This is a genomic window from Paenibacillus mucilaginosus 3016 (assembly GCF_000250655.1).
GTDB classification, from domain to species: Bacteria; Bacillota; Bacilli; order Paenibacillales; family NBRC-103111; genus Paenibacillus_G; species Paenibacillus_G mucilaginosus.
Window position 1 is genome coordinate 3,958,492 of record NC_016935.1, and the last position, 21,993, is coordinate 3,980,484.

General features: G+C 61.9%; 24 protein-coding genes and 1 riboswitch. Of the genes, 16 read left to right on the top strand and 8 right to left on the bottom strand.

From position 1 onward, the window contains the following. Window positions 1–25: 25 nt before the first annotated feature. From PM3016_RS17205 to PM3016_RS17215, 3 genes are all read left to right on the top strand, one after another. Window positions 26–871: an oxidoreductase gene (locus PM3016_RS17205; protein ID WP_014370290.1), complete on the top strand. Its 846-nt coding sequence runs from the start codon at window positions 26–28 to the stop codon at window positions 869–871. 168 nt (window positions 872–1,039) lie between these two features. Continuing rightward, window positions 1,040–1,471: a MarR family winged helix-turn-helix transcriptional regulator gene (locus PM3016_RS17210; RefSeq protein ID WP_013916974.1), complete on the top strand. Its 432-nt coding sequence runs from the start codon at window positions 1,040–1,042 to the stop codon at window positions 1,469–1,471. Between the two features lie 30 nt (window positions 1,472–1,501). Beyond that, a complete protein-coding gene (locus PM3016_RS17215) occupies window positions 1,502–2,590 on the top strand; it encodes a YhgE/Pip domain-containing protein (RefSeq protein ID WP_014370291.1) in 1,089 nt (362 codons plus the stop codon). 175 nt (window positions 2,591–2,765) lie between these two features. On the opposite strand, the gene PM3016_RS17220 is transcribed toward PM3016_RS17215, so the two are convergent. Then, entirely contained in the window at window positions 2,766–3,746 is a 981-nt protein-coding gene (locus tag PM3016_RS17220; RefSeq protein ID WP_014370293.1) for a DMT family transporter, read from the bottom strand. Window positions 3,747–3,877: 131 nt separating this feature from the next. After that, a riboswitch (FMN riboswitch) is annotated at window positions 3,878–4,034 on the bottom strand. An 86-nt stretch (window positions 4,035–4,120) separates the two neighbouring features. After that, window positions 4,121–4,600, bottom strand: coding sequence for a GAF domain-containing protein (locus PM3016_RS17225; protein WP_014651083.1), 480 nt, complete (start codon window positions 4,598–4,600; stop codon window positions 4,121–4,123). 208 nt (window positions 4,601–4,808) lie between these two features. Between PM3016_RS17225 and PM3016_RS17230 the strand changes: the two genes are divergently transcribed. Next, complete coding sequence (locus tag PM3016_RS17230; protein ID WP_041619154.1) at window positions 4,809–5,654, top strand: DegV family protein; 846 nt, start codon at window positions 4,809–4,811, stop codon at window positions 5,652–5,654. Window positions 5,655–5,890: 236 nt separating this feature from the next. On the opposite strand, the gene PM3016_RS17235 is transcribed toward PM3016_RS17230, so the two are convergent. Together PM3016_RS17235 and PM3016_RS17240 are read right to left on the bottom strand one after the other, a co-directional pair. Beyond that, on the bottom strand, window positions 5,891–6,811 hold the full coding sequence (locus PM3016_RS17235; protein WP_014370296.1) for a DMT family transporter: 921 nt from the start codon (window positions 6,809–6,811) through the stop codon (window positions 5,891–5,893). Then, on the bottom strand, window positions 6,808–7,743 hold the full coding sequence (locus PM3016_RS17240; RefSeq protein ID WP_014370297.1) for a DMT family transporter: 936 nt from the start codon (window positions 7,741–7,743) through the stop codon (window positions 6,808–6,810). The genes PM3016_RS17235 and PM3016_RS17240 overlap by 4 nt, the downstream gene beginning before the upstream one ends. Window positions 7,744–7,954: 211 nt before the next feature. Between PM3016_RS17240 and PM3016_RS17245 the strand changes: the two genes are divergently transcribed. The 4 genes from PM3016_RS17245 to PM3016_RS17260 all read left to right on the top strand — a co-directional run bounded on the left by PM3016_RS17245 (window position 7,955) and on the right by PM3016_RS17260 (window position 11,433). Continuing rightward, the gene (locus PM3016_RS17245; protein ID WP_014370298.1) at window positions 7,955–8,668 is read left to right on the top strand and encodes a 4'-phosphopantetheinyl transferase family protein; all 714 of its coding nucleotides are present in this window, start codon (window positions 7,955–7,957) and stop codon (window positions 8,666–8,668) included. A gap of 41 nt (window positions 8,669–8,709) precedes the next feature. Further along, window positions 8,710–9,384 carry a response regulator transcription factor gene (locus PM3016_RS17250; protein WP_013916982.1) on the top strand — a complete coding sequence of 225 codons (675 nt, stop codon included), beginning with the start codon at window positions 8,710–8,712 and terminating at the stop codon, window positions 9,382–9,384. 288 nt (window positions 9,385–9,672) lie between these two features. Beyond that, complete coding sequence (locus PM3016_RS17255; RefSeq protein WP_041619155.1) at window positions 9,673–10,314, top strand: condensation domain-containing protein; 642 nt, start codon at window positions 9,673–9,675, stop codon at window positions 10,312–10,314. Window positions 10,315–10,386: 72 nt separating this feature from the next. After that, window positions 10,387–11,433 (top strand): AMP-binding protein, encoded by a 1,047-nt coding sequence (locus tag PM3016_RS17260; RefSeq protein WP_014370300.1) that lies wholly within the window; start codon window positions 10,387–10,389, stop codon window positions 11,431–11,433. 291 nt (window positions 11,434–11,724) lie between these two features. Here PM3016_RS17260 and PM3016_RS17265 read toward each other — a convergent pair whose 3' ends face one another. Further along, a complete protein-coding gene (locus PM3016_RS17265; RefSeq protein WP_014370301.1) occupies window positions 11,725–12,483 on the bottom strand; it encodes a thioesterase II family protein in 759 nt (252 codons plus the stop codon). A 231-nt stretch (window positions 12,484–12,714) separates the two neighbouring features. On the opposite strand from PM3016_RS17265, the gene PM3016_RS17270 reads away from it, so the two are divergent. From PM3016_RS17270 to PM3016_RS17280, 3 genes are all read left to right on the top strand, one after another. Further along, the gene (locus tag PM3016_RS17270; protein WP_014370302.1) at window positions 12,715–13,389 is read left to right on the top strand and encodes a SanA/YdcF family protein; all 675 of its coding nucleotides are present in this window, start codon (window positions 12,715–12,717) and stop codon (window positions 13,387–13,389) included. 267 nt (window positions 13,390–13,656) lie between these two features. Continuing rightward, a complete protein-coding gene (locus tag PM3016_RS17275) occupies window positions 13,657–14,181 on the top strand; it encodes a hypothetical protein (RefSeq protein WP_013916987.1) in 525 nt (174 codons plus the stop codon). 90 nt (window positions 14,182–14,271) lie between these two features. Continuing rightward, complete coding sequence (locus PM3016_RS17280) at window positions 14,272–15,114, top strand: SDR family NAD(P)-dependent oxidoreductase (protein ID WP_014370303.1); 843 nt, start codon at window positions 14,272–14,274, stop codon at window positions 15,112–15,114. Here the strand turns inward: PM3016_RS17280 and PM3016_RS17285 are convergent. Next, complete coding sequence (locus PM3016_RS17285) at window positions 15,086–15,655, bottom strand: hypothetical protein (RefSeq protein WP_014370304.1); 570 nt, start codon at window positions 15,653–15,655, stop codon at window positions 15,086–15,088. The genes PM3016_RS17280 and PM3016_RS17285 overlap by 29 nt on opposite strands. 102 nt (window positions 15,656–15,757) lie before the next feature. Here PM3016_RS17285 and PM3016_RS17290 point away from each other — a divergent pair, with 102 nt between their 5' ends. Together PM3016_RS17290 and PM3016_RS17295 are read left to right on the top strand one after the other, a co-directional pair. Next, window positions 15,758–16,300 carry a hypothetical protein gene (locus PM3016_RS17290; RefSeq protein WP_014370305.1) on the top strand — a complete coding sequence of 181 codons (543 nt, stop codon included), beginning with the start codon at window positions 15,758–15,760 and terminating at the stop codon, window positions 16,298–16,300. Window positions 16,301–16,373: 73 nt separating this feature from the next. After that, window positions 16,374–17,591 (top strand): MFS transporter, encoded by a 1,218-nt coding sequence (locus tag PM3016_RS17295; protein WP_013916991.1) that lies wholly within the window; start codon window positions 16,374–16,376, stop codon window positions 17,589–17,591. A gap of 76 nt (window positions 17,592–17,667) precedes the next feature. On the opposite strand, the gene PM3016_RS17300 is transcribed toward PM3016_RS17295, so the two are convergent. Beyond that, window positions 17,668–18,225: a CBO0543 family protein gene (locus PM3016_RS17300; protein ID WP_014370306.1), complete on the bottom strand. Its 558-nt coding sequence runs from the start codon at window positions 18,223–18,225 to the stop codon at window positions 17,668–17,670. Between the two features lie 239 nt (window positions 18,226–18,464). Here PM3016_RS17300 and PM3016_RS17305 point away from each other — a divergent pair, with 239 nt between their 5' ends. The 3 genes from PM3016_RS17305 to PM3016_RS17315 all read left to right on the top strand — a co-directional run bounded on the left by PM3016_RS17305 (window position 18,465) and on the right by PM3016_RS17315 (window position 20,667). Further along, a complete protein-coding gene (locus PM3016_RS17305) occupies window positions 18,465–19,334 on the top strand; it encodes an SDR family oxidoreductase (protein ID WP_014370307.1) in 870 nt (289 codons plus the stop codon). 1 nt (window position 19,335) lies between these two features. Then, window positions 19,336–20,055 carry a DsbA family oxidoreductase gene (locus PM3016_RS17310; RefSeq protein ID WP_014370308.1) on the top strand — a complete coding sequence of 240 codons (720 nt, stop codon included), beginning with the start codon at window positions 19,336–19,338 and terminating at the stop codon, window positions 20,053–20,055. A 228-nt stretch (window positions 20,056–20,283) separates the two neighbouring features. Further along, window positions 20,284–20,667 (top strand): flagellar protein FlaG, encoded by a 384-nt coding sequence (locus PM3016_RS17315; protein WP_014370309.1) that lies wholly within the window; start codon window positions 20,284–20,286, stop codon window positions 20,665–20,667. Between the two features lie 63 nt (window positions 20,668–20,730). Here PM3016_RS17315 and alr read toward each other — a convergent pair whose 3' ends face one another. Next, window positions 20,731–21,897 (bottom strand): alanine racemase, encoded by a 1,167-nt coding sequence (alr, locus tag PM3016_RS17320; RefSeq protein ID WP_014370310.1) that lies wholly within the window; start codon window positions 21,895–21,897, stop codon window positions 20,731–20,733. Window positions 21,898–21,993 lie beyond the last annotated feature (96 nt).

Genomic DNA, 21,993 nt, shown 5'->3' on the forward strand with positions numbered 1-21,993 from the left:
AAAGATGAGAAGGGAAGAATGGACAATGAAGAAGAACGTATGGTTCATCACAGGCGCATCGAGAGGGATCGGGTTGGAACTCGTGCAAGCGGCGCTGCAAGCCGGACATCAAGTAGCGGCGACAGTCCGCAGCAAGCCGGAACAGCTCGCTTCCCTGCTCGGCCACCCTGCAAATTTACTGGTAACGGTGCTGGATGTAACGGACGAAGAACAGGCGAAGGAGGCCGCAGAGGAGGCGGTACGTCACTTCGGGCGCATCGACGTCCTTGTCAATAATGCCGGCTACGGACTGCTCAGCGCAGTGGAAGAAGCGACGGATGCGGAAGTGAGGCACAATTACGAAGTGAACGTGTTCGGCAGCTTGAACGTCATTCGCGCCGTCCTTCCGCAGATGAGAAAGCAGCGTTCGGGGCACGTCATCAATCTCTCGTCGGTTGGCGGACTTACCGGCCTGGCAGGATGGGGCCTGTACTGCTCGACAAAATTCGCGGTCGAAGGGATCACGGAAGCGATGGCCCGGGAGCTGGCACCTCTCGGCATCCACACGACGGCAGTGGAACCGGGCTTTTTCCGGACGGATTTCCTCGATGCGAGCTCCTTGATTCGATCCGGGAACGTAATCGAAGATTATGCGGAAACGGTAGGCGAAATGCGGAATTTTGCAACACAAGTGAACAAGAAGCAGCCTGGCGACCCGAAAAAATTGGCCCAGGCGATCCTGACGCTGGCCGGCTCCGAGCATCCGCCCGTACACCTGCCGCTCGGCAAGGATACGCTGGCCTATTATAAGGAAAAGAAAGACAGGATGGACAGCGAAATCGAACAATGGTATGACGTCATCACCGGTACGGATCATGATGATGTGAAGTAGTCCAATCGCAGCCAGGCCAGGGGGATCCCCCTGGTCTTTTTTTAGATGCAGACGGTCGGTCTGGTTCTCCATAGGCAAGAAAGGGAAGAATCAGGAGGGTTGACTGTGATAATAAGTGCACATATAATAAGTATACTTATTAATTGAGAAAGGGGCAGGAAGAACGGGATGCAGTTCGATCATGAGGAACACTCTCTCGGATTTATCCTGAATACAACGACCTCTCTGATTAAGAGAGTCATGAGCGCGCATATGAAGCAGCACGATCTGACACCGGAGCAGTTCGGCGTGCTGATGCAGCTCCGTATGCGGGATGGCATCAGCCAGAAGAAGCTGGCTGAAGTGATGTACAAGGACCAGCCGACGGTCGGCAAGATCATCGAGAAGCTGGAGAGCAAAGGATGGGTGCGGCGGGAAGCCGATCCGGCCGACCGCAGGGCTTTTGTGCTCCGCCTTACGGACGAAGCGAGCCGCAAGCAGAACGAGCTGCAGGCCTTGTCCGACCAAATGTACATTCAGGCAATGGAAGGCGTAACGCAGGAAGAGTTCAAGGAGCTTATCCGGATCATCAACAAAATTAATCGCAATTTGGTAAAGTAGTTTTTTGCAGCCAGAGAGAGAAAAGGATGGATGGAATTGAAATCGACAGTAAGATCCCTGCTACAATTGGTACCGACCCGGGTAGGCCTGGTGTTCGCAATCTTCGTGCCGATGATCTTCACGATTATCTGGATGACGGGCTACAGCGGAGCGGCGGAGAGGCTCGACCGGCTCCACATCGGTCTGGTGAACGAGGATGTGCAGAAAGGCGCCGCCATGGCAGAATACGTCGCTCAGCATGCGCCATTCCAGACGGAGATCGAACCGTCCCGCCAGGATGCCCTGGCGAAGCTGAATGAGGGGAAGACGGATATGGTGATCGTCATCCCGGCCGACGCATCGGCTGAGGCGCAGGAGCGGGGCAGCGCGAAGCTGACGTATTATGTGAACGAGCGCAATTCCGAGCTCGTGAAGTCGGTGATGGAGGGGATGGCGGGCAAGCTTACGGCGCAGCTCAACACGGTTGTGGTCCCGGATGCGAAGCCGCTTCCGATCCAGGCGGAGATGGTGAAGATGAACGGTGTCTCTGATTTCTCCACCTCGATGCTGCCGATGATTCTCGGCTTCCTGCCTTATATTGCGGTGATGACGATGAACATCCAGTTCAATCTCGCCTCCCAGATCCTGAAACGGCAGCACGGCAGGTGGCGGCTGTTCTTCGCCAGGCAGCTGCTTCTGGCAGCGGTCACCGTCGTCGTACCGTTCGTGCTGGCTGTGATTTGCAAGCTGTTCCTGACCGTACAGGGGAGCTTCTGGCAGGTGTGGGGATTTGAGATGCTTGTCTTTGCCGCATGCATTGCCGTGACACAGCTCGCCTTCGTGCTCTTCGGCAATGCGGGACCGCTCTTTAACATATTCTTGATCCCAATCCAGCTGATGACGGCGGGCAACATCATCTCCGCCTCGATGCTCTCCCCGCTGTATCGTCATCTGGGGGCGTTCCTCCCGGTACCGAACGGGGTCCAGGGGGCTATGAACCTGGTGTACGGCGGGGGCTCCCTAACGGATTATGCGGTGTCCCTTGGGCTCATCACCCTGGCTGCCTGGGGGCTCAGCGTGCTTCGGATCGCGCTGATCAAAGAGGCGCCTGCGGTTGTCCCGGTTCAATCTGCGGCTTAAGCCTGAGTACCATACTGGGCAGCATGGAAAAAAGAGAGAGTCCCTCCAAAAAGGAAGGACTCTCTCTTTTGCTGTGCGGGCCCTGAATGCCAGGATACCGAAAAAAAGGGCCCCGCCTCTGTGCGGCGGAGCCCAGCTTGATGAAGTGCTGCGGCAGCGAGCCGCGGTACATCCCTTAGGCCGCCGCGGTGCCTTGAACCGTCTCGGTCTGATCCTGCGTGCGGGTCATGAACCACAGCGTGGACCAGATCAGGATGAAGCCAACGAGCTGGCCTGCGGTGAGAGCCTGGTGGAACACCAGCCAGTTCACAAGAACGCCGACCGCCGGGAAGGACAGCTCCGCAAGGGTCGCGTAGGAGGCCTTGGTGCTGGACAGCCCCTTGTAGTACAGGAGCAGGCTGAGCAGCCCCGGGAAGAACGCCTGGAACAGCAGGTTGATGCCGATGACCGTCAGCGCGCCCGCACTGCCGGTGACCGCCCAGGCATCATTGCTTGCGAGCAGCAGAGCGGAGAGCAGCGGCAGCGCCAGCAGGAAGCGCAGGGACGTCACAACCGGGAAGTCCAGCCCCCGGCCGAGCAGGTATTTGCCCATCACCGTGGATCCGCCCCAGAGGGAAGCGGCCAGGATCGAGAAGAGGCAGGCCACCGTGCCGAGATCCGTCCAGCCGAGCTGCGGAGCGGCGAAGCCGAAGGTGAGCAGATAAGTACCGGCCAGCGCGAGGGCCAGGTACGTGAAGAACCGTGAAGGCAGAGCTTCCTTCAGCAGCACGCGCGCCAGGATGATTGCGAACAGCGGCTGCAGCTTCTGCAGCAGCAGGATCGCATTGGCATTGCCGTGCGAGAAGGCGGCCGTGAAGAGCACGGTGGCGATCGCCGAGCCGCCCCAGGAGATGAAGAGCAGGGCGCCGATCACGCCCCAGCTCCACCTGCCGCCGAGCGATCTGCGGTGCTTGATGAGCAGCGGGACGGCGACGAAAGCGAGCAGCACATGCTCGATGAAGACGATCTGGGCCGACGTGAAGCTCTCAAGGAGCAGGATGCGGAACAGGGGATCGAGCCCCCAGAGGACGGCCCCGAGGGCCACATACCAGATGCCGAGAGAGCCGCGGCTCCAGGTCATGCTTCTGTTGTTGATACGGCTGACTGCGTTTGCCAATTCAAAAACCTCCCTGAAAGATGTGGTGTTTGAATTGAACCTTCCTTTCGAAAGTAAATGCCCCCGCTGCACGAAACAACGGGGGCATCGACGAATAAACTCGTTCAAAAGTCATTTTTGAACAAGCCATTCTTCACCTTCTCCCATCCGGACTGTCACCGTCGGCCTTGGGTTCTCACCAAGTCAGTCCCGTCCCCGGCACGAAGCCGGAAGCGGGAGTCGCGGGCTGAGATACACGAACGTATCATCACCGCCGGTAGGGAATTGCACCCTGCCCCGAAGGTTCATATTCAGTTAAGTGGAATCGTAACACAGGTAAGCCGACCTGACAAGACGGTATTGGGCCCTTTTTCAGAAAATTTTCAGAAAAAGGCTTACAATGCCGCTGCCAGGGTCCGGACGAACGCTTCCAGACCGGCCTGGTCCTCTTCGTCGAAGCGGTTCTTCTCCGGGCTGTCGATGTCCAGCACGCCGAGCAGCTCGCCGTCCTTCAGGATCGGCACGACGATCTCGGACTGGGATGCCGCGTCGCAGGCGATATGCCCTGGGAACTCATGCACGTCAGCAACGCGAACGGTTTCCCTGAGGGAGGCGGAGGTGCCGCAGACGCCCTTGCCGAGCGGGATCCGTACGCAGGCCGGCAGGCCCTGGAACGGCCCGAGCACGAGCTCGTTGTTCTCTATGAGGTAAAAGCCCACCCAGTTCACGCGGCCTAGGAACTGGTTCAGCAGGGCCGAGGCGTTGGCCAGATTGGCGATGCGGGAGCTCTCGTCCGCCACCAGGGCGGCAAGCTGCGAGCACAAGGCCGCGTACTGCTCCTCCCGCGTACCGGAGTAGGTCAGGGATTGAAACATGGGGATTCCTTCTTTCATGGTAATGTCGAACCCCTCCATTGTAACGCATTTGGCTCCCCGTTTCATGAAGTTCTAGGCAAGATTTTGACAGAGCTGTTAAGAAAGCGGACTGGGAGCCGCCCGGAGGGCAAAAAGTGGTTGTCCGCGCCTCGCGGGCCATGTCATAATCGAAGCAGGGTGAATGCCCTCTACATCTAAGAAATGAGTGATGAGGTTGACCATCAGGATCATTACGGACGGCGGAGCCGATCTTCCTCAAGGGATGCCGGAGGAATGCAAGCTGCATATCGTGCCTCTCCATGTCACCTTCGGAGAACAGGCCTTCCAGCTCCAGCAGGGCATGCGGACCTTTTATTCCATCATGAAAACGAATTCAGTTCTTCCCAAAACCGCGAGTCCCTCTCCCCAGGATTTTGTGGAAGCCTTCGAACGATATCCGGCAGACGATCTCCTGGTGATCGCGATGTCATCCGGTCTCAGCAGTACGTACCAGCATGCGGTCATGGCCAGGAATATGGTGCTCGAGGAAGGAAGCCCGCGGCGTATCGAGGTCATCGACACGCGTACGGCATCGATCGGGCAGGCGCTGATTGCTTACCGGTCGTGGAAGGAGATCCAGGCCGGGCGTACCTTCGATGAAGTGGCGGCCGCCGCGCAGGCGTTTGCCGAAGGGGCGAAGACGCTCTTCTACCTCGACACGCTGGAGAATGTGGTGAAGGGCGGACGGCTCAGCCAGGGCAAGGGAGCGATCGCTTCCGTGCTCAACATCAAGCTCTTCATGCAGGCGAGCGCAGAGGGTACCGTCGAGGTCGTGGACAAGGTGCGGGGCAAGAAGAACGCGCTCACGCGCCTGATCGACAAGATCGACGAGCTTGGCGGCTCGGCAGCCGGCAAGGTGATCGGGATCGCTCACAGCACCACGGAAGAGGAAGTGCGCGGCGTACTGGACCGCATCCTTGCGAAGCACCCGTTCCGGGAGGTCTTCATTACGGAGGTCGGGCCGGTGATCGGCACGTACGCCGGCGAGGGCGGGATCGTCGTCAGCTATGCATAGATGGCAAGCCTATGAGGTCCAGAAACCGGTTCCCGGAAGGGGGAGCCGGTTTTTTTGAACATTCGTATGCCGGGCTGCGGCGGGAGATGGGGGCAGGAGGTTTTATCTTTCATTTATTACCAGAAATGCAAGGAGGATGATATACTGATAGCAGAAGCAGCAGAAGGAGGGGGAGTCAAAAATAAGCGCCTCTCCGCGGGGGAGAAGCGCTTCGAAGGTATGATCGTGAACCAGGCTTATGCGCTCCGGGCTTCCGGCAGCTTCACCGTCTGTCCCTTCGGCTTCTCGTTGGCCCGCAGGAACATCCAGACCCCGCTCAGCAGCACGGCTCCGGCCGCGGCCTGCAGCCAGGTCAAAGATTCGCCGAGCAGCAGGTAAGCAAGCAGGGTGGAGCCCAGGGGCTCGCCGAGGACGCTCATCGACACGGACTCGGGCCGCATGTACTTCAGCAGCCAGTTGAACAGATAGTGGCCGAAGAGGGTCGGGACGATCGCCAGCAGCAGGAAGTTGCCCCACTCCGCCGCCGGATAGCCGCCGAACGGGTGCCCGAGCACCAGGTTGTACACGGCAAGCACCAGAGCGGCGAACAGGAAGACGAAGAAGCTGTACAGGAACGACGGGACACGGGAGACGAGCTTTTTGCCCAGAATCATATGTACGGCTACCGCCGCCGTGCCCAGCAGGGAGAGCAGATCGCCGAGCAGGGCTTCGGTCGTCGTCCCCCAGTCGCCCCAGCCGATCAGGACGGCACCGGCAATGGCCGTCAGCATGCTGAGCACGGCCAGCGGGGTGGTCTTCTGCCCGAGGAACAGCACCGCGCCGAGCAGGACGAATACCGGCTCAAGGGCGAGGATCGCCGTGGACGAAGCCACGGTCGTGAATCGCAGGGAGCCCATCCACAGCAGGAAGTGAAGGCCGAGGGCGAGCCCGGAACAGAACAGGCCGCCCCACTCCCGCAGGGACAGCCGCGTCAGCTCGCTGCGGTACTTGAACAGGAACGGCAGCATGAGCAGGGTGGTCAGCAGCAGCCGGTACATCGCGATGACGGCGACCGGCGCATTTGACCAACGGACAAAAATGGACGAAAAAGAAATCGCTACGATGCCGACAAGCAGCAGCAGCGAAAAGGGAACGCGCGGACGCGTCTCAGTAGTCATGAGGCGGATTCTCCAATCGGTGGTGTGCGCGGCGCGGAGGCCGCTTGGCGGTTCACAAGATAAACGCCGGAGATGATCAGCAGGGCGCCGATCAGATGGTACGCGTGCAGGGATTCGCCGGTGAACAAGATGGCGAATACCGCGCTGAACAGCGGGATCAGGTTCAGGAACCCGGAACAGCGGGAGGGCCCGATGGCCGCGACGGCCGCATTCCAGGCGGTCAGTGCCGCTACGGAGGCGAGAATGCCGATATACAGGATGCCGGCGAGAATGCCGGGACTCCAGGCAATGTCCGGCCGGCGCACGATCCACTCTCCCACGGTGAACGGCAGAAGGATCAGGGAGCCCATGAGCACGGTCGTCACAAAGAGAGCGCGGGGGGGCAGCATGCCGGCGTACTTCTTCATGCCGACGGTATACACGGCCCAACAGGCGACGGCGAGCATCATCCACAGGTCGCCCCGGTTGAACGAGAGGCCGAGCAGCGCCTCCCAGCTGCCCCGGGTCACGATCCACAGGACGCCGGCGATGGAGAGGCCCATCGCGGGAAGGGCTCCCCAGCGCAGCCGGCCCCCGAGCATCAGCGGGGTGACGAGCACGATGAGGATCGGCGTGGCCGAGTTCATCAGGGCCGCATTGATCGGGCTCGTGTACTGCACGGCAATGTAGAGCAGGGTGTTGAAGCCCGCGATGCCGGTCAGGGAGAGCAGGAGAAGCGGCCGCCAGTGCTGCAGCAGCCGGCTGCGGTGCCGCCAGAACTCGCCGCCCCAGTAGGGCAGGGTTACGAGCAGCGCCAGCGTCCAGCGGAGCTCGGCGAGCAGCAGGGGCGGGACGAAGGGAACGATGGCCCTGCCCACCACAAAATTGCCTCCCCACAGGCAGGTCGCCGCCACGAGCAGAAACAGGGGCGATTGGAGCGGCTTCCAGGCCATGAAGCATCTCTCCTTACGGTATGGTTGATAGGTGACACAGCCGGTCAGCTCACATCCGTCTATTATAGCATGGCCGCTCACCGTCATCACCCCTTATTTACAGGGAGACGGCGAACAGTTGACCTATGTAATATTATTGTAAAAATGAACCAAACAGCCCAAATATTTGGTATCATGGGTATCGAACCGGCGAAAGGGGACATTTTGCGGCATGTTTCGAATCACTGCTGTCCATCTCGGTTCCTTCCCGGCGGACACGCCGGAAGGAGACGAATTATATACCTCGCTGCTGGCATTCGTGCCGGTATCCAAGCGGGAGAAGCTGGGCCGCTTCCGGCACCGGCAGGATGCCCTCCGGAGTCTGACCGGGGAGCTGCTCGCCAGGGACATGGCGTCAGAAGCGCTGGGCACGGCGCGCAGCGCGGTGGAGCTTGCGGCCAATCCTTACGGCAAGCCCTATGTGAAAGACGCTCCGTCCTTTCACTTCAATGTGTCCCATGCAGGCGGCTGGGTGGTCTGCGCGGCCGGCGGCGCGCCCATCGGCGCGGATGTCGAGCGGGAAGCCCCGCTCGACGCCTCTCTGCCGGCGGTCGTCCTGACGGAGCCGGAGCGCATGACGCTGGAGGCCGTCGGAGAGGCGGAGGGCCGGGCCCGATTCTACCGCTACTGGACGGCGAAGGAAAGCTTCGTCAAGCAGCTCGGGACCGGGCTCAGCACGGACCCGCTGACGATCACGATCACCGACCCGGACGGGGACTCGGGCGTCCTGTGGAACGGGGTCAGGCAGCCGTGCCGGGTCTACCGCTGGCAGCTGGACGCGGAGCATCCGCTGGCCGTCTGCTCCACCGAGTCTCCCGCTCCCGGGGCGCTGCAGTGTGTGGAGGCATCCGGGTGGCTGGCCGCTTATGGTGCGGCCGCAAGATAAGTCCCTTTCGTCCTTAGTATCAGAGGAAGGGGAGTGATCTTGTGGCGACGATTCTGGTCGTCGATCCGGACTTCCGGACCCGGGAGCTGATCCGGATGACCCTGGGCTGCGAGGGGCTTCACTGCTTGGGAGCCTCCGATGCGGCCGATGCCTATCAAGCCCTGCGCAGTCAGCCCGCCGAGCTTGCGGTGATCGACAGCGGCCTGCCCGGCGACGAAGGCTGGGGGCTGTGCGAGGAGCTGCGGCGCTTGTCGGACATGCCGCTGCTTGTGCTTGCTTCGCAGGGGGAGCTGTCTTACAAAGTGAAGGCGTTCAAGGCCGGGGCGGACGACTATCTGCTGAAGCCCTTCGAACCGCTGGAGCTGCTTCTGCGGGTCCGGGCTCTGCTGCGCCGCTGCCGGATCGCGGCATCGCAGACCATCGTTATCGGCCGGACCGAGATTAACCGGAAGCGGTACGAGGTGAAGTGCGGGGAACGCTCGCTCCCGCTGCGCTCGAAGGAGTTCGACCTGCTCTTCAAGCTGGCATCCTATCCGGAGCGGATCTTCACCCGCGAGCAGCTCATTGAACAAATATGGGGGGCGGATTACGTAGGAGACATGCGGACGGTGGACGTCCATATCAAGCGGCTTCGCGAGCAGGTGCACGCGTTGTCCGGATGCATCCGGATCATGACGGTAAGAGGGCTCGGCTACAGGCTTCAGGTGAGGGGTTAGCCTTCGTCTTGGCGTATACCCTTACCCTTGACGCATATACATAGACAGCCGGCTCCCGTCTTGACCGACAGGCGGGCTATTTGGCGCGGACACGCGGCGGCTCCCGTCCGTGCCCGGCGGCCCCGATCTCAAGGAATCCTCAGGGAATGACGCATATTTTTCGTACCAGTGATAACACACGGCTGCTGACAGCTTGGATGATGTATTGAGGGTGTGCGCTCCAGCGGAAGAACCCTCCCGTCCTGCCGTGAGAGTAGAGAGAAGATGCGATGGGAAGGGAGAGATGACATGATGATCGAACCGGCTGATCTGGCATGGATGGGGGGCGCCGCTCCCGGCGCATCCCTCGCGGGGGAGGAACCCCTATGGGACGAAGACCCGAAGCTGCGGCGGCTGCTGGAAGGGCTGCCGGACGGCGCACGGCTGTCCGTACTGCTGCGGAGCAGGGCCTGCTTCTCCGAGGAGCTGGCGGAGCGTGTGCTGGCTGCGATGGCCGGGGGGCCGGATGCTCTGCGGGGGGAGCCTGGATTCATGGACAGCCGTGCCGCTCTGCGCTTCCGGGGCAGGGAAGAGCCGGGCTGGAGGCTGCTCGTTCTCGATCTGTCCCGTCCCGGGGAGCTGGGGGAGCGGCTCGTACAGGAACGTCTCCGGCTGCACGAAGCGCTTCGGACCGGCCGCGGGCTGCTGGCCGTGATCTTCCGGTTGGAGGAGGGGGACCGGCTGCTGCTCAGCGTCCCGCTGCCGGCCCCTTATCCTGTCACCCGCAGCGGGCTGACGGGGGATTTCATGCGGGGGTATCGGCAGGCGCTTAACGGCATGCCGCCCGCGCTGCCGGTCCGTCCCGTCGTCCAAGTTCCTGCTCTTCATCCCGGACGGGAGCGTGCGGGAGCGGAACACGAGAACGCTATGGGCTTCCAGCTGCTCGCTTGATATATCACATAAGGCGCCCCCGCTTCCCTGCAAGCGGCATATAGGAGCGCAGACAGGGAGGGAAACGTTCTGATGACACAGCCACCCCAGCAAGAAGCGCCGCCGGGCGGCATGACCGCCTGCCTGGCGGAGCAGCGGACCGGTCTTCCGGGACCGTCCGCGAAGCCCCGCAGAGCCGTGACGGCGCCGGCCCCCCGGCGCGAAGCGCGCTCGGGCCGAAGCATTCACCGCCTATTCGCAGAGCAGGCGGAAGCGGTTCCGCTGTTCACGGCCATGGTCCACGCCGGGAAGGAGCTCCGCTACCGGGAGCTGAACGCGCAGGCCAACCGGATTGCCCGCCTGCTGGCGGACCGCGGGGCGGGCCGGGGGCAGTTCGTCGCGCTCTCCGCGGAGCCCTCGCCGGAGCTGCTGGCCGGCCTGCTCGGCATCCTGAAGTCAGGCGCGGCATGCCTGCTCGATGAGTCCGGCCTGCTGACCGGCGGCCGGAGCATCCCGGGCTTCGCCGGAGCTGCGGTCGGCCTGGCCGCCCCCGGCCGGAAGGAGGCTCTCAGCCGCGGAAGAGCGGCCGGCGGCACGTCATGGCTCGCCTTGGATGACGGGCTGCTGACGGAAGGGGAGGCGCCGGAAGCGGTGCCTCCCGTATCCGCGGACGATGAGGCGCTGGTGGTCTGCAGGCCCACGCCGCTGGGGACCCGGGTGACCCGCCTCACGCACGGCACGCTGGCTGAAGCCTGCTGCCGCGAGATCTCCGCTGCCGGCATCACATCCTCCGACAGCGCCGCCTGGCTGCCGGGGTGCGGGAGCGCGGCCTTCGTCCGCAGCGCACTGCCGTTCCTCTTGGCCGGCGCGGATGTGCACCTGCTGGGCGGTGAGCTTGCGGACAATCCGTCAGCCCTGCACCGCAGCCTTGGCGGCATGTCGGCTGCGTTCCTGCCGGAGGAGGCCTGTGCTCCGCTGCTGGCGCAGGGGCGGCTTTCCCTGCGGCTGCTGTATGCCGGAGGCCCGCGCTGGAAGCGGGTGGAGCTGCCGGCCGCCGGCAGGACGGACGAAGCCGGGCAGACTGGCTGCGGGCAACCGGCCTCGGGAACAGCTGCACAGCCGGAAGTGCATGCTGAATAAGCGTGCGGCGGCAGGCTCAGACCGTGGTGCGCGTCCTTCCATGTCGAGGGTACTGCCGCTCGATGCAGGGAGAAGCTGTACCGCCGCACAAACCAAATGGACGCCGGAACCGATGAGCCATCGGTCCGGCGTCCATTTGCTGATCAGGGTATGAAAGCGCGGAACGGAGATCCTCGGCGGTGCCCGGCCCCATCCTCCCTAACACGCTTGCTTGTTCATGGGTGGGGCGGCATAGGGCACCGGGAAACCAAGCCGCCAGGATCATCCGGGGGAGCAGGGCTTTGCGCTGGTCTACCGGACGGCTGCCTCGGGAAGCAGCTTGGCCGCAATCTCGGCGGTGAGCAGATCCTTCTGGGGATGGATGAAGAAGTGGTCGCCCTCCACCATCCGCAGCGTGAATGATCCTTCCGTGCATTCGCCCCAGGCTTCCAGGGACGCCTGGGAGATGCCTTTGTCCCCATAGCCTCCGAAGGCGCTCACCGGGCAGCGAAGAAGCTCGCCGGGGGTGAAACGGTAAGTGTCGCAGACGCTGAAGTCCGCGCGCAGCATCGGCAGGAGGAGCTCCATCAACTCGCGGTTGCGCAGCACTTCCTCCGGGGTGTATTCGAGCGAGCGGAGCTTGTCGATGAACAGGTCGTCCGGCAGGAGATGCCGCAGCTCTTCTGCCTGCTTGCGGCGGTGAGGGGCGCTTTGGGCGGAGGCGAACAGATGCGCCGGGGGAAGCCCTTCGGCCTGCAGGCGGCGTGCCGTTTCGTAAGCGATCAGGGCGCCCATGCTGTGGCCGAACAAGGCATACGGCACGTCGAGCAGCGGTCGGATTACCTCGCAGATCCGCTCCATCATCGGTTCCAGCGTCATATAGGGCGTCTCGAACAGCCGGGATTCCCGCCCGGGCAGCTGGATGGAGACGACCTCGATGCTCTGAGGCAGATTCTTCGCCCATTCCCGGTAGATCGAGGCCGAGCCGCCGGCGTAAGGGAGCGTAAACAATCTCATGACCGGACGCTGGACGGAGGGGGTCCGGACGAGCCATTTGGAGTCGTTCGACATGGGGATTCTCCTTATCAGATGCAAGTGTTGGAAACAGGGAAGGTTCCGCGTTACAATAGAGTCATCATGTTAAAAAGTAGATGAACCTCATAAAAACTGCCTTTTTCATGTTAAAAGATTCGCCGGCGCCCGTCAATGACGTTAACCATAAGTTAATGAAGCGGCTGCGGCAGATGTACGCTTGATGCGGGAGGGCCGGCGTGCGAGAATAAGAGAGGGAGGGATGCAGCGATGCGCAAGACCGTCACACGAAAAAAGGCGCTGCTCCTGCTGGCTTCCATGCTGCTGCTCGGCGGCGGGACGATCACCCTCGTCGACCGGCATGTGCAGGCGGGCGCGGCCCCTTACTTGTACAAGGGAGCGGAGGTTCCCGGTGCGGAGGCGATCGTCGTCCTCGGGGCGTTCGTCTATGCAGACGGCAGAGTCTCCGATATCGTAAGAGACCGGCTCGATACGGCGCTGGAGCTGTACCGGGCGGGGAAGGCGCCCAAGATTCTCGTCAGCGGCGATCATGGCCGACAGGATTACGATGAGGTCAATACGATGAAGAATTACCTGCTGAAAGCCGGCGTGCCGGAAGAGGATATCTTCATGGACCACGCCGGATTCGATACGTACGACAGCATGTACCGGGCCCGGGACGTGTTTCTGGTCCGCCGGGCCATTGTCGTCACGCAGGAGTATCATGTCAAACGGGCGGTCTACCTCGCACGGGAGCTTGGGATTGAGGCTTATGGCGTGTCGGCGGACCGCCGTCAGTACAGGGCGATCGCCAAGTACAAGGCCCGGGAGGTGCTCGCCCGCAATAAGGACTTCGTTGGAGTCCACCTGCTGGGAATGAAGCCTAAGTACCTGGGCGAAGCGATTCCGATCACGTCCGACGGCCGAGCGACCAATGACAAGTAGCGCCGGATATTCTTGGTGTTAATTATCACCGGGCCTGGGCATGAGTCTGGCTGTTACGGACAGGCCGAAGGGAGCCTCGGGCAGCGGTCCAGGCACAGGGGGAATGATATTTAATGGAGTTAACTATCAACGGCATAAATGAGTTCGTTCTTTGCTTCCCATCGCCCTTATAGACGCTGATAAGGTAGACTTTTGGCAGTAATTATGTTATGTAATAAAGAAGGCCGGACAACCAAGACCGGATGAGATTGAATAGGGGGAATGAATTTGTCCCGGCGTTTTGTGATTGAAGCGGTGCTGGTGGCCATCTACGGCGAATTGATGGTGCCGAGCCAGCCTGTGCAGTATATCATTCCGTATTCTACCATCATGGAACTATACGAGATGAAAGACAGCAAGGAACCGGTGATGCCGGATCCGGAAGACGACGCTCACGTGAAGACGAAGATCGGCGAGCTCATTGCCTTCTTCGACGATCCGTTCAACCGCAAGAAGCTCGAGCGCTCGCTGGCCGCCCCGTGGCGGCTGTCGCCTCCGCTGCCGATCAACGATAACGTGACCTTCGTCATCGTGAACGCCATGGAGAACGCGCAGTACGGCGAAGGGTTCGATCCCATCGAGACCGAGGTGGTTCTTGCTTCCATCCGGGAGCAGGCGCCGATCATCACGGATCAGGTCGAACTCATGGAGAAGATCATCCAGTCCGAAGTTCCCGTTCAAGTATACGATGTGTATGATTTCGATTTTGCTGTGGAGCAGGGCATTTCCGCGGACGATTGGATGACACCGTAACCCAAAAGGGTCCCCGTTACGGGGATTTTTTTGTTTCTGGGGCAGATGCTGCCGCTGACGGCATCCGCAGTGATGAGGAGGACGATAACAATGGGCGTTTATTTGATTACAGGAACATCCAGGGGGCTCGGGGAGGCTTTGGCCGCTCGGCTGGCAGCAAAAGGTCACCGGGTCACCGGCTTCAACCGGACACCGAATCCGCGGCTCAGGGAAGCGGCGGGGGATGATGGCAGGTACGACGAAATCGCATGCGATCTCAGCGAGCCGGTCGCCGCTGCGGCGGTATTCGAAGCTTTCCTGCAGGAGGCCGCGTGGCTGCGGGAGGCGGACGAGATTACCCTGGTCCACAACGCCGGCGTGCTCGATCCGATGGGGCCCGCAGAAGAGGCGGACCCGGCGGCCCAGCAGACGCATCTGCAAGTGAATCTCACGGCTCCGCTGCTGCTGACCTCGGCATTCATTCGTGCCGCCGGGGCGTGGCCGGCTCCGCACGGCAAGCGGGTGGTCAGCATCTCCTCCGGCGCGGGCCGCAAGCCTTATGCGGGCTGGTCGGCTTACTGCAGCGCCAAGGCGGGACTCGACATGATGACCCGCTGCATCGCGCTGGAGCAGGGGGGATGGGCCGGGGAGCGTCAAGCTCGCTTCCATCGCCCCGGGCGTAGTCGACACCGGCATGCAGGAGACGATCCGCGGCACCGACCCGCGGCGCTTCCCGGATGCCGGCCGCTTCGTGAAGCTGAAGGAGACGGGCAGCCTGTATACGCCGGAAGAAGCGGCTGCCCGGCTGGCCGCCTGGCTCGAGAGCGGAGCCATGAAGCAGGGCGACATCGTCGATGTGCGCGAGCTTGCGGCGCCGTAGAGGCTGATGGCCCGTATACTCCCGCGCATGGCGGGGGCTCCGGTATTAGGGATGCTGCAGCTGCTCCAGCTTGACTTTCAGCTCCTCGAGCGTCATGCCGCCGAACGCGGCGAAGCCGCCCTGCTTCTCGAGCGCGATGACTCTCGTGCCCTGCAGCGGGTACAAGCCCTGCCAGCCGCCGGCGAGATAGTACAGATTCGTCTGCGGCACCCGGCGCAGAAAGCAGACATAATCACCCTGAACCAGCGGTCCGGTATAGGAAAGATTGAGCGGGTCGGCCGGCAGGGGAAGCGGATCGAAGCCGTCGGTGAGCAGCTCCAGCCTGCCCGAAGAGACGGCCGTCCCGTGGAGAACGCTTCGAATCCGGAAGGTTTGTACATAATGGATCAGAGGGCGGCTGCCGACCCTGCGGCCGGTCGGGTAAGCTTTCGTGTCGTCCTCAAGCGAGCCGGCGACCACGATCTCGGCCTTGGCCGCCAGCTCCTGCGGCGTGCTCATCCGCTCCTTCGGCAGCTCAATACGGCCCGGTTTCGGCTCGGCATGGAGCGCGGCGGGGCTTGGGGCGGACAGCGTGAAGAGCAGCAGGGCCGGCAGCAGGATGCGGGGCAGATTCATAAGCGGATTCTCCTTTAGTTAGAACGGAATGGTCGGTACCTAACCTGTCCATTCCCGGCGTATTCCATGCATAATGTGATGACAGAGAGGAACGTGGCTTCCGTGTTCGATCCAACCATCTATGATAATCTCAAAACGGTGCTCGAGGGCGCCTGCTATGACCTCGATGCCGAAGGTGCATTTCTGATCACCGGCCGTGAGGACCTCGTCGATCTCGCTTCCTACTCAAGAACCTTCCGGCTGCGGATGCGGCGAACGGAGGGACGGTGCGAAGCATCGGTGGCGCTGGTAAGCGATCTGGCCGACTTCGCCGGCGAGCTGCGGAAGGTGCACATCGCCGGTGAAGCCCCCGGCGCACGGGTGCAGCTGGAGCTGCTTCTTCCCTTGTCCGTCTCCGGCCGGCGGGAAGCTGTCGAAGCTTACCTCGCGGAGCAGTGGGAGCATTCGTTCCGCATGGAGTTCGATCTCGTGACGACTTGGAGCGGGGATTCAGCGGCTGCCGGTGTGCCGGCAGCCGGACAGTGCCGCGTACGGATGATGACGACCGGCAAGCTCGATGAAGGCGACGTGGAGGGCGTGGAGGAGATCGGAGACCGGCTGTCGCAGACGCTGGCCTATCTCGAGTCTCTGGCGCAGTCAGGGTAATCAGGCGGCACTCCGGTTTAATCTTCCCCGCCGTTGGTTATGGATAAGGAATAAGAAAAGGAGTTGAGACCCTATGAGCCGCTTGGAGGTACTGCAGGACCCCAAACAGCGCAAGCTTCTGTTCTCCGCAGGGCTGAGCTGGTTGTTCGATGCGATGGATATCGGGCTGATCTCGTTCATTGCCGCGGCGGTAGCCGTGCAGTGGCAATTGACGCCCCAGCAGGTCGGGCTCTTCACAAGCATCAATTCGATCGGGATGGTCATCGGCGCGGCGCTGGCCGGCCTGCTCGCCGACCGGTTCGGCCGCAAGCCCGTGCTGCTCTGGACGCTGCTGCTCTTCTCGGCGGCCAGCGGCCTCTCCGCCTTAGCCACCGGCTTCGCGGCGCTGTGCATCCTCCGCCTGATCGCCGGCATCGGCCTCGGCGGGGAGCTGCCGGTCGCCTCCACCCTCGTCTCCGAGTCGGTGCCGGCACGGGAGAGAGGGCGGGCCGTCGTGCTGCTCGAGAGCTTCTGGGCCGGCGGATGGCTGGCCGCGGCGCTCATCGCATACTTCGTGATCCCGAAGTACGGCTGGCAGGCCGGCTTCGTCATCGGTGCGGTGCCGGCGCTCTACGCGCTCTATCTGCGGCGGGCCATCGAGGAGCCGCCGCGCTTCACCGCCCGCAGCCGCACACAGAGAACCTCGTTCGGGGAGCGGTTCGCCTCGGTCTGGGCTCCGGAGCACCGCCGGTCGACGATCATGCTCTGGATTCTCTGGTTCACCGTCGTGTTCTCCTACTACGGCATGTTCCTGTGGCTGCCGAGCGTCATGATGCTCAAGGGCTTCACGCTCGTGAAGAGCTTCCAGTACGTGCTCCTGATGACGATCGCGCAGCTGCCGGGTTATTTTACCGCCGCGTATTTCATCGAGAAGTTCGGCCGCAAATTCGTTATCGTAGCCTATCTGCTCCTAACGGCCCTCAGCGCCATCTGGTTCGGCAATGCGGAGACGGAAGGGATGCTGCTCGCCGCCGGGTTCTGCCTGTCCTTCTTCAACCTTGGCGCCTGGGGCGGATTGTACGCCTATACTCCTGAGCTGTATCCGACTTCGGTGCGTTCGACCGGTGTCGGGCTGGCGGCCTCCTTTGGCCGGATCGGCGGGGTCATCGCCCCGTTCCTGGTCGGCATGCTGGTGGCCCGCTCCGTAGGCATTCCGGCGATCTTCGCGATCTTCTTCGCCGCCATTGTCGTGGGCGCGATTGCCGTGTTCTTCCTTGGGACGGAGACTAAGGGCCGCGAGCTGACGGAATAAAGGAATAACAGCAAAGCACGAGAACCCTCCGCCAGGCGGGGGGTTCTTTTTCTCACTGCATTGTGTCATAAAGGAGTCAGGATTGAAGAGGTTGAAAGGAACGGCGTCTGCTGATCCAATGAGCGGCAGCATAGATCAGGGTGTAGATGGGGATGGAGTAGCTGTATCTCCACCAGGTCATAAAATACAAGCCGAGGACATGGAGAAGGGGCTCCCCGATATAAGAACAGAATAATCCGAAGGCGGCTGCCTTGATCCAGACGGGCGCTTGGGGCTTGTATTGGAGAAGCAGCATGACGATCACCGGAAAAAGACAGAAGTCGTAGGGAATATAGGTGGGCATGGTGGGAATCAGCAGTCCGCCATAATACCATGCGCCGAACATCAGGCCCATGAAATCCAGCCAGGATGTAATGATCAGGACAAAGAATCCGGCATGGAGCAGCCGGGAGGTGCTGTCTTTCTGCCGCAGCGGGATCCACAGCAGCCAGGGCAGCACCGTCAGGGCAAGAGTGAGCCACCAGTCCCAATGCAGGAAGATCTCCGAACGCCACAGCTTGACTAAAGACAGATGGACTGCAAAGAGTTGTTGGAAGAGGTCGGCTAATTGTTCATTGAGCTGCTGTCGGTCCATGCGGCATCTCCTGTGATCAGGGTGTGGGTATTCTCCTGTGTAGTGTTTTCCAATTCGTGGTCAGCCATTCAGGAGTTCCGTACTCCGGCTTTGGGTAACCCTATATAGGGAAAAGGAAGCGGCGGGTTGACAAACCGCCAATGCTGTAACTATACTGAATACAGGTTAAGGGCATTACCTTCTGCAGGTGGTGTCTTGAGAATATCTAATTTATCCCATTCCGAAAGGAAGTTATCCAGATGTCTATCTTGGTTACCGGCGCTACCGGCGCCCTAGGCAGTCTCGTCATTCAGCATCTTCTCCGGACCGTGCCGGGCGATCAGATTACAGCGGTTGTCCGTCATGTGGAAAAAGCTTCTTCGCTTACGGCCCTCGGCGTGGAGGTGCGCCATGGCGACTATGCGGACCCTGCCTCGCTGGAGAAGGCCTTTGCCGGCGCGGACAAGCTGCTTTTCATCTCGAGCCCTGACACCGATGACACGCTGCGCATCGTGCAGCATGCCAACGTAGTGAAGGCGGCCAGAGACGCGGGCGTCGGGCATCTTTTCTATACCTCTTTTGCGTATGCCGAAGAATCGGTCATCCCGCTCCGGCACGTGCACCTGGCGACGGAGCATATGATCCGGACAACGAACCTCCCGTATACGTTCCTCCGCAACTCGCTCTATACCGAAGTGTTCGTCAATCCGGGCCTGGCCGCATCGCTTCCGCACGGCGCTCTTGTGACCAACACGGGCAGCGGCCGGCTCAACACGGCGTTCCGCTCGGATCTCGCGGCCGCTGCTGCCGCCGTGCTGACGGGCGAAGGGCATGAGAACAAGACGTACAATCTCGTATCCGACACGGCCTGGAGCTACGACGAGCTCGCCTCGCTGATCGCCGGGATCACCGGCAAGCCGTTCGTGCACCAGGCGGTGTCTTACGAGGAGCAGGCGAATATGCTACGCTCCGCCGGTCTTCCGGAGCCGGTCGTTCAATTGGTGGCCGGAATCAACCAGGCCGTCGCGGAAGGGGAGACCTCCCGCACCTCGGGGGACTTAAGGAACCTGATCGGTGAACTGACTCCTCTGCGTACCGCGGTCGAGGACATTCTGAAGGGAAGTGTGTAAGATGAAGGTCGAAATCTGGTCGGATTTCATGTGCCCGTTCTGCTATATCGGCAAGCGGCATTTTGAGGAAGCGCTGGAGCAGTTCCCGCACCGGGAACAAATCGAAGTGATCTTCCGCAGCTTCGAGCTGGATCCGCAGTCCGAGCGGGACGTGAACTATGACGTGCATGACATGCTCGCGATCAAATACGGCATGAGCCGCGAGCAGGCGATCGCCAACAACCAGCGGGTAGGAGCTTCGGCACAAGCGGCCGGTCTTGCGTTCAACTTCGAGGGGATCGTGCTCACCAACACCTTCGACGCCCACCGGCTGACCCACTATGCCGCGGAGCATGGGAAGGGCAATGAACTGGCGGAACGGCTGTTCCGTGCCTACTTCACAGACGGCAAGCACCTGGGAGATCATGAAGTGCTCGCTTCCCTGGCTGCCGAGGTGGGGCTGGATGCCGCAGCGGCCGCTGCCGTACTCCGCAGCGGCGAGTTTGCGGATCATGTGCGTGCGGATGAGGAGGAGGCGTCGCAGCTGGGCGTCCGGGGCGTGCCGTTCTTCGTGATCGACCGCAAATACGCGGTCTCCGGCGCCCAGCCGAGCAGTGTGTTCCTCGACACGCTGAACAAGGCGTGGAGCGAAGCGTCTCCGCTGCAGGTGGTCGGCGGCGGAGAAGGCGGCGGCGCCTGCGGGCCCGACGGTTACTGCGCCCCCGGCGGAGGCGGCAAGTAAATCCGGCGAGGGCTGCCTGAGGGGAACTCGCAGCAAAGAACGCACACGGCGCCGTGTGCGTTCTTTTGGTATGGCGGCAGATATGCCGCGCAGCCGGGTCTTTTTTTGCATTGCGCCGATAGCCCCTTTGGCTCCTAAAGTTCCCCGTTCACTTTTTCCTTCCCTGTTCTTATCTTCGAGCGCCGGTTCGCCGATAACATAGTAGGCAGGCGGAGGGAGGTGGATGGTATGGATATGCCGATCTCAGGCGCTGCCGGAGCGGGCCCCGCAGCCGTTACTCCCCTCACTAAAGTGATGAACGGAGTGACGGATTCGAAGCCGCAGGCGCCGCTTCATTCCGCCGAGGAGATGAAACAGGCGGCGGCTCGGGGAGAAGAAATCTCGATGAGCGACGAGCAGGTGGCCAGGTCCCTGGAGCGGGCCATCAAGGCTGCGGAGGGGAAGCACACCGCACTGCAATTCTCCGTTCATGAACAGACCAAGCAAATCATGGTCAAAGTCCTGGATAAGGATTCAGGCGAATTGATCCGCGAGGTGCCGTCGGAAAAGCGGCTTGATTTTCTCGCGAAGCTCTGGCAGATGGCCGGTATTCTTGTAGACGAAAAAAGATAGCACCCTTCTAATCCCCTTACTTCGGTATGGGGATCTTTCTTGTGCAGAATGGGCCGCTGTGTCTCACAGCAGCCCGTTCTGCGTCTTCACAACCTGCCCGCCGCGGGTGTAGACCCGGGGCACCCGCTTGCCGATAAGGCAGACGGTCTCGTAGGAGATCGTATCCATCAGCTCCGCGACTTCGTCCACGGGCAGATCGCTGCCTCCAGAGCTGCCGAAGAGCGTCACTTCGTCGCCGACCGCGGCGCCGGGCACATCCGTCACGTCGAGCATCGTCTGGTCCATGCAGACGCGCCCGGCGATAGGCGCGCGCCGGCCGCGGACCAGCGCGCTGCCCCGTCCGGAGAGGCGCCGCGAGAGGCCGTCGGCGTAGCCGACCGGCAGCGTGGCGATCAGCGTCCCGCGCTGCGCGATGAACGTGCCGCCGTAGCTGACGGTGCAGCCCGGCGGAATGCGGCGCAGCGAGACGATGCGGGTGCGCAGCGACATCGCCGGCTGCAGGTGCCGGCCCTCCGGGCGGCACTCCTCCGAGGGCAGCAGCCCGTAGAGGGAGATGCCGAAGCGGATCAGATCCAGATGCAGCTCCGGGTAGCGCAGCGTGGCGGCCGAGTTGCAGCAGTGGTGCAGCGGCACGTGGAGGCCGTTCTGCCGCAGGGTTGCGCGGTATGCCTCGAAGGCGGCGAACTGCTCGCGGGTATAGCGGTCGTCCGGGCCGTCCGCACAGGCAAAATGCGTGAACAGCCCTTCCGTCTGCACATAGCGCGAGGCGGCGGCAAGCCGGACGAGCCGCACGAGCTCCTCCGGCGTAGTGACCCCGACGCGCGTCATGCCGGTGTCCGCCTTGAAGTGGACGCGCAGAGGCATCGCCAGCCTATCGGTACAGGCGATGGCCTCGGCCAGCACGTCTTCGGTGAAGACGGTGAGGCTTACCCCGGCGCGGACGGCGGGCTCTACGGCGTGGGGCGGGGTATAGCCCAGCACCAGGACCGGGGCGGTGATCCCGGAGCGGCGAAGGTGCAGCGCTTCATCCACGAAGGCGACGGCCAGGTGGTCCGCGCCTCCCCGCAGGGCGGCTTCGGCCGTCTCGGCGGCGCCGTGGCCGTAGCCGTCCGCCTTCACGACGGCCATGAACCGGCAGGAGGGAGCGAGCATCGCTTTGGTTGTCCTTGTATTGTGTTCGATCGCATCCAGCGAGATATCGGCCCAGGTGTCACGGAACCCCAGCGTCATGATGATTGTGCCTCCTCTGCAGCATTGAACCCGGAGGCCCCCAGACCTTAGGTTTGGGGGCTTCCGGGTGGTTTCTATATGAGTATGAGTTGCTTC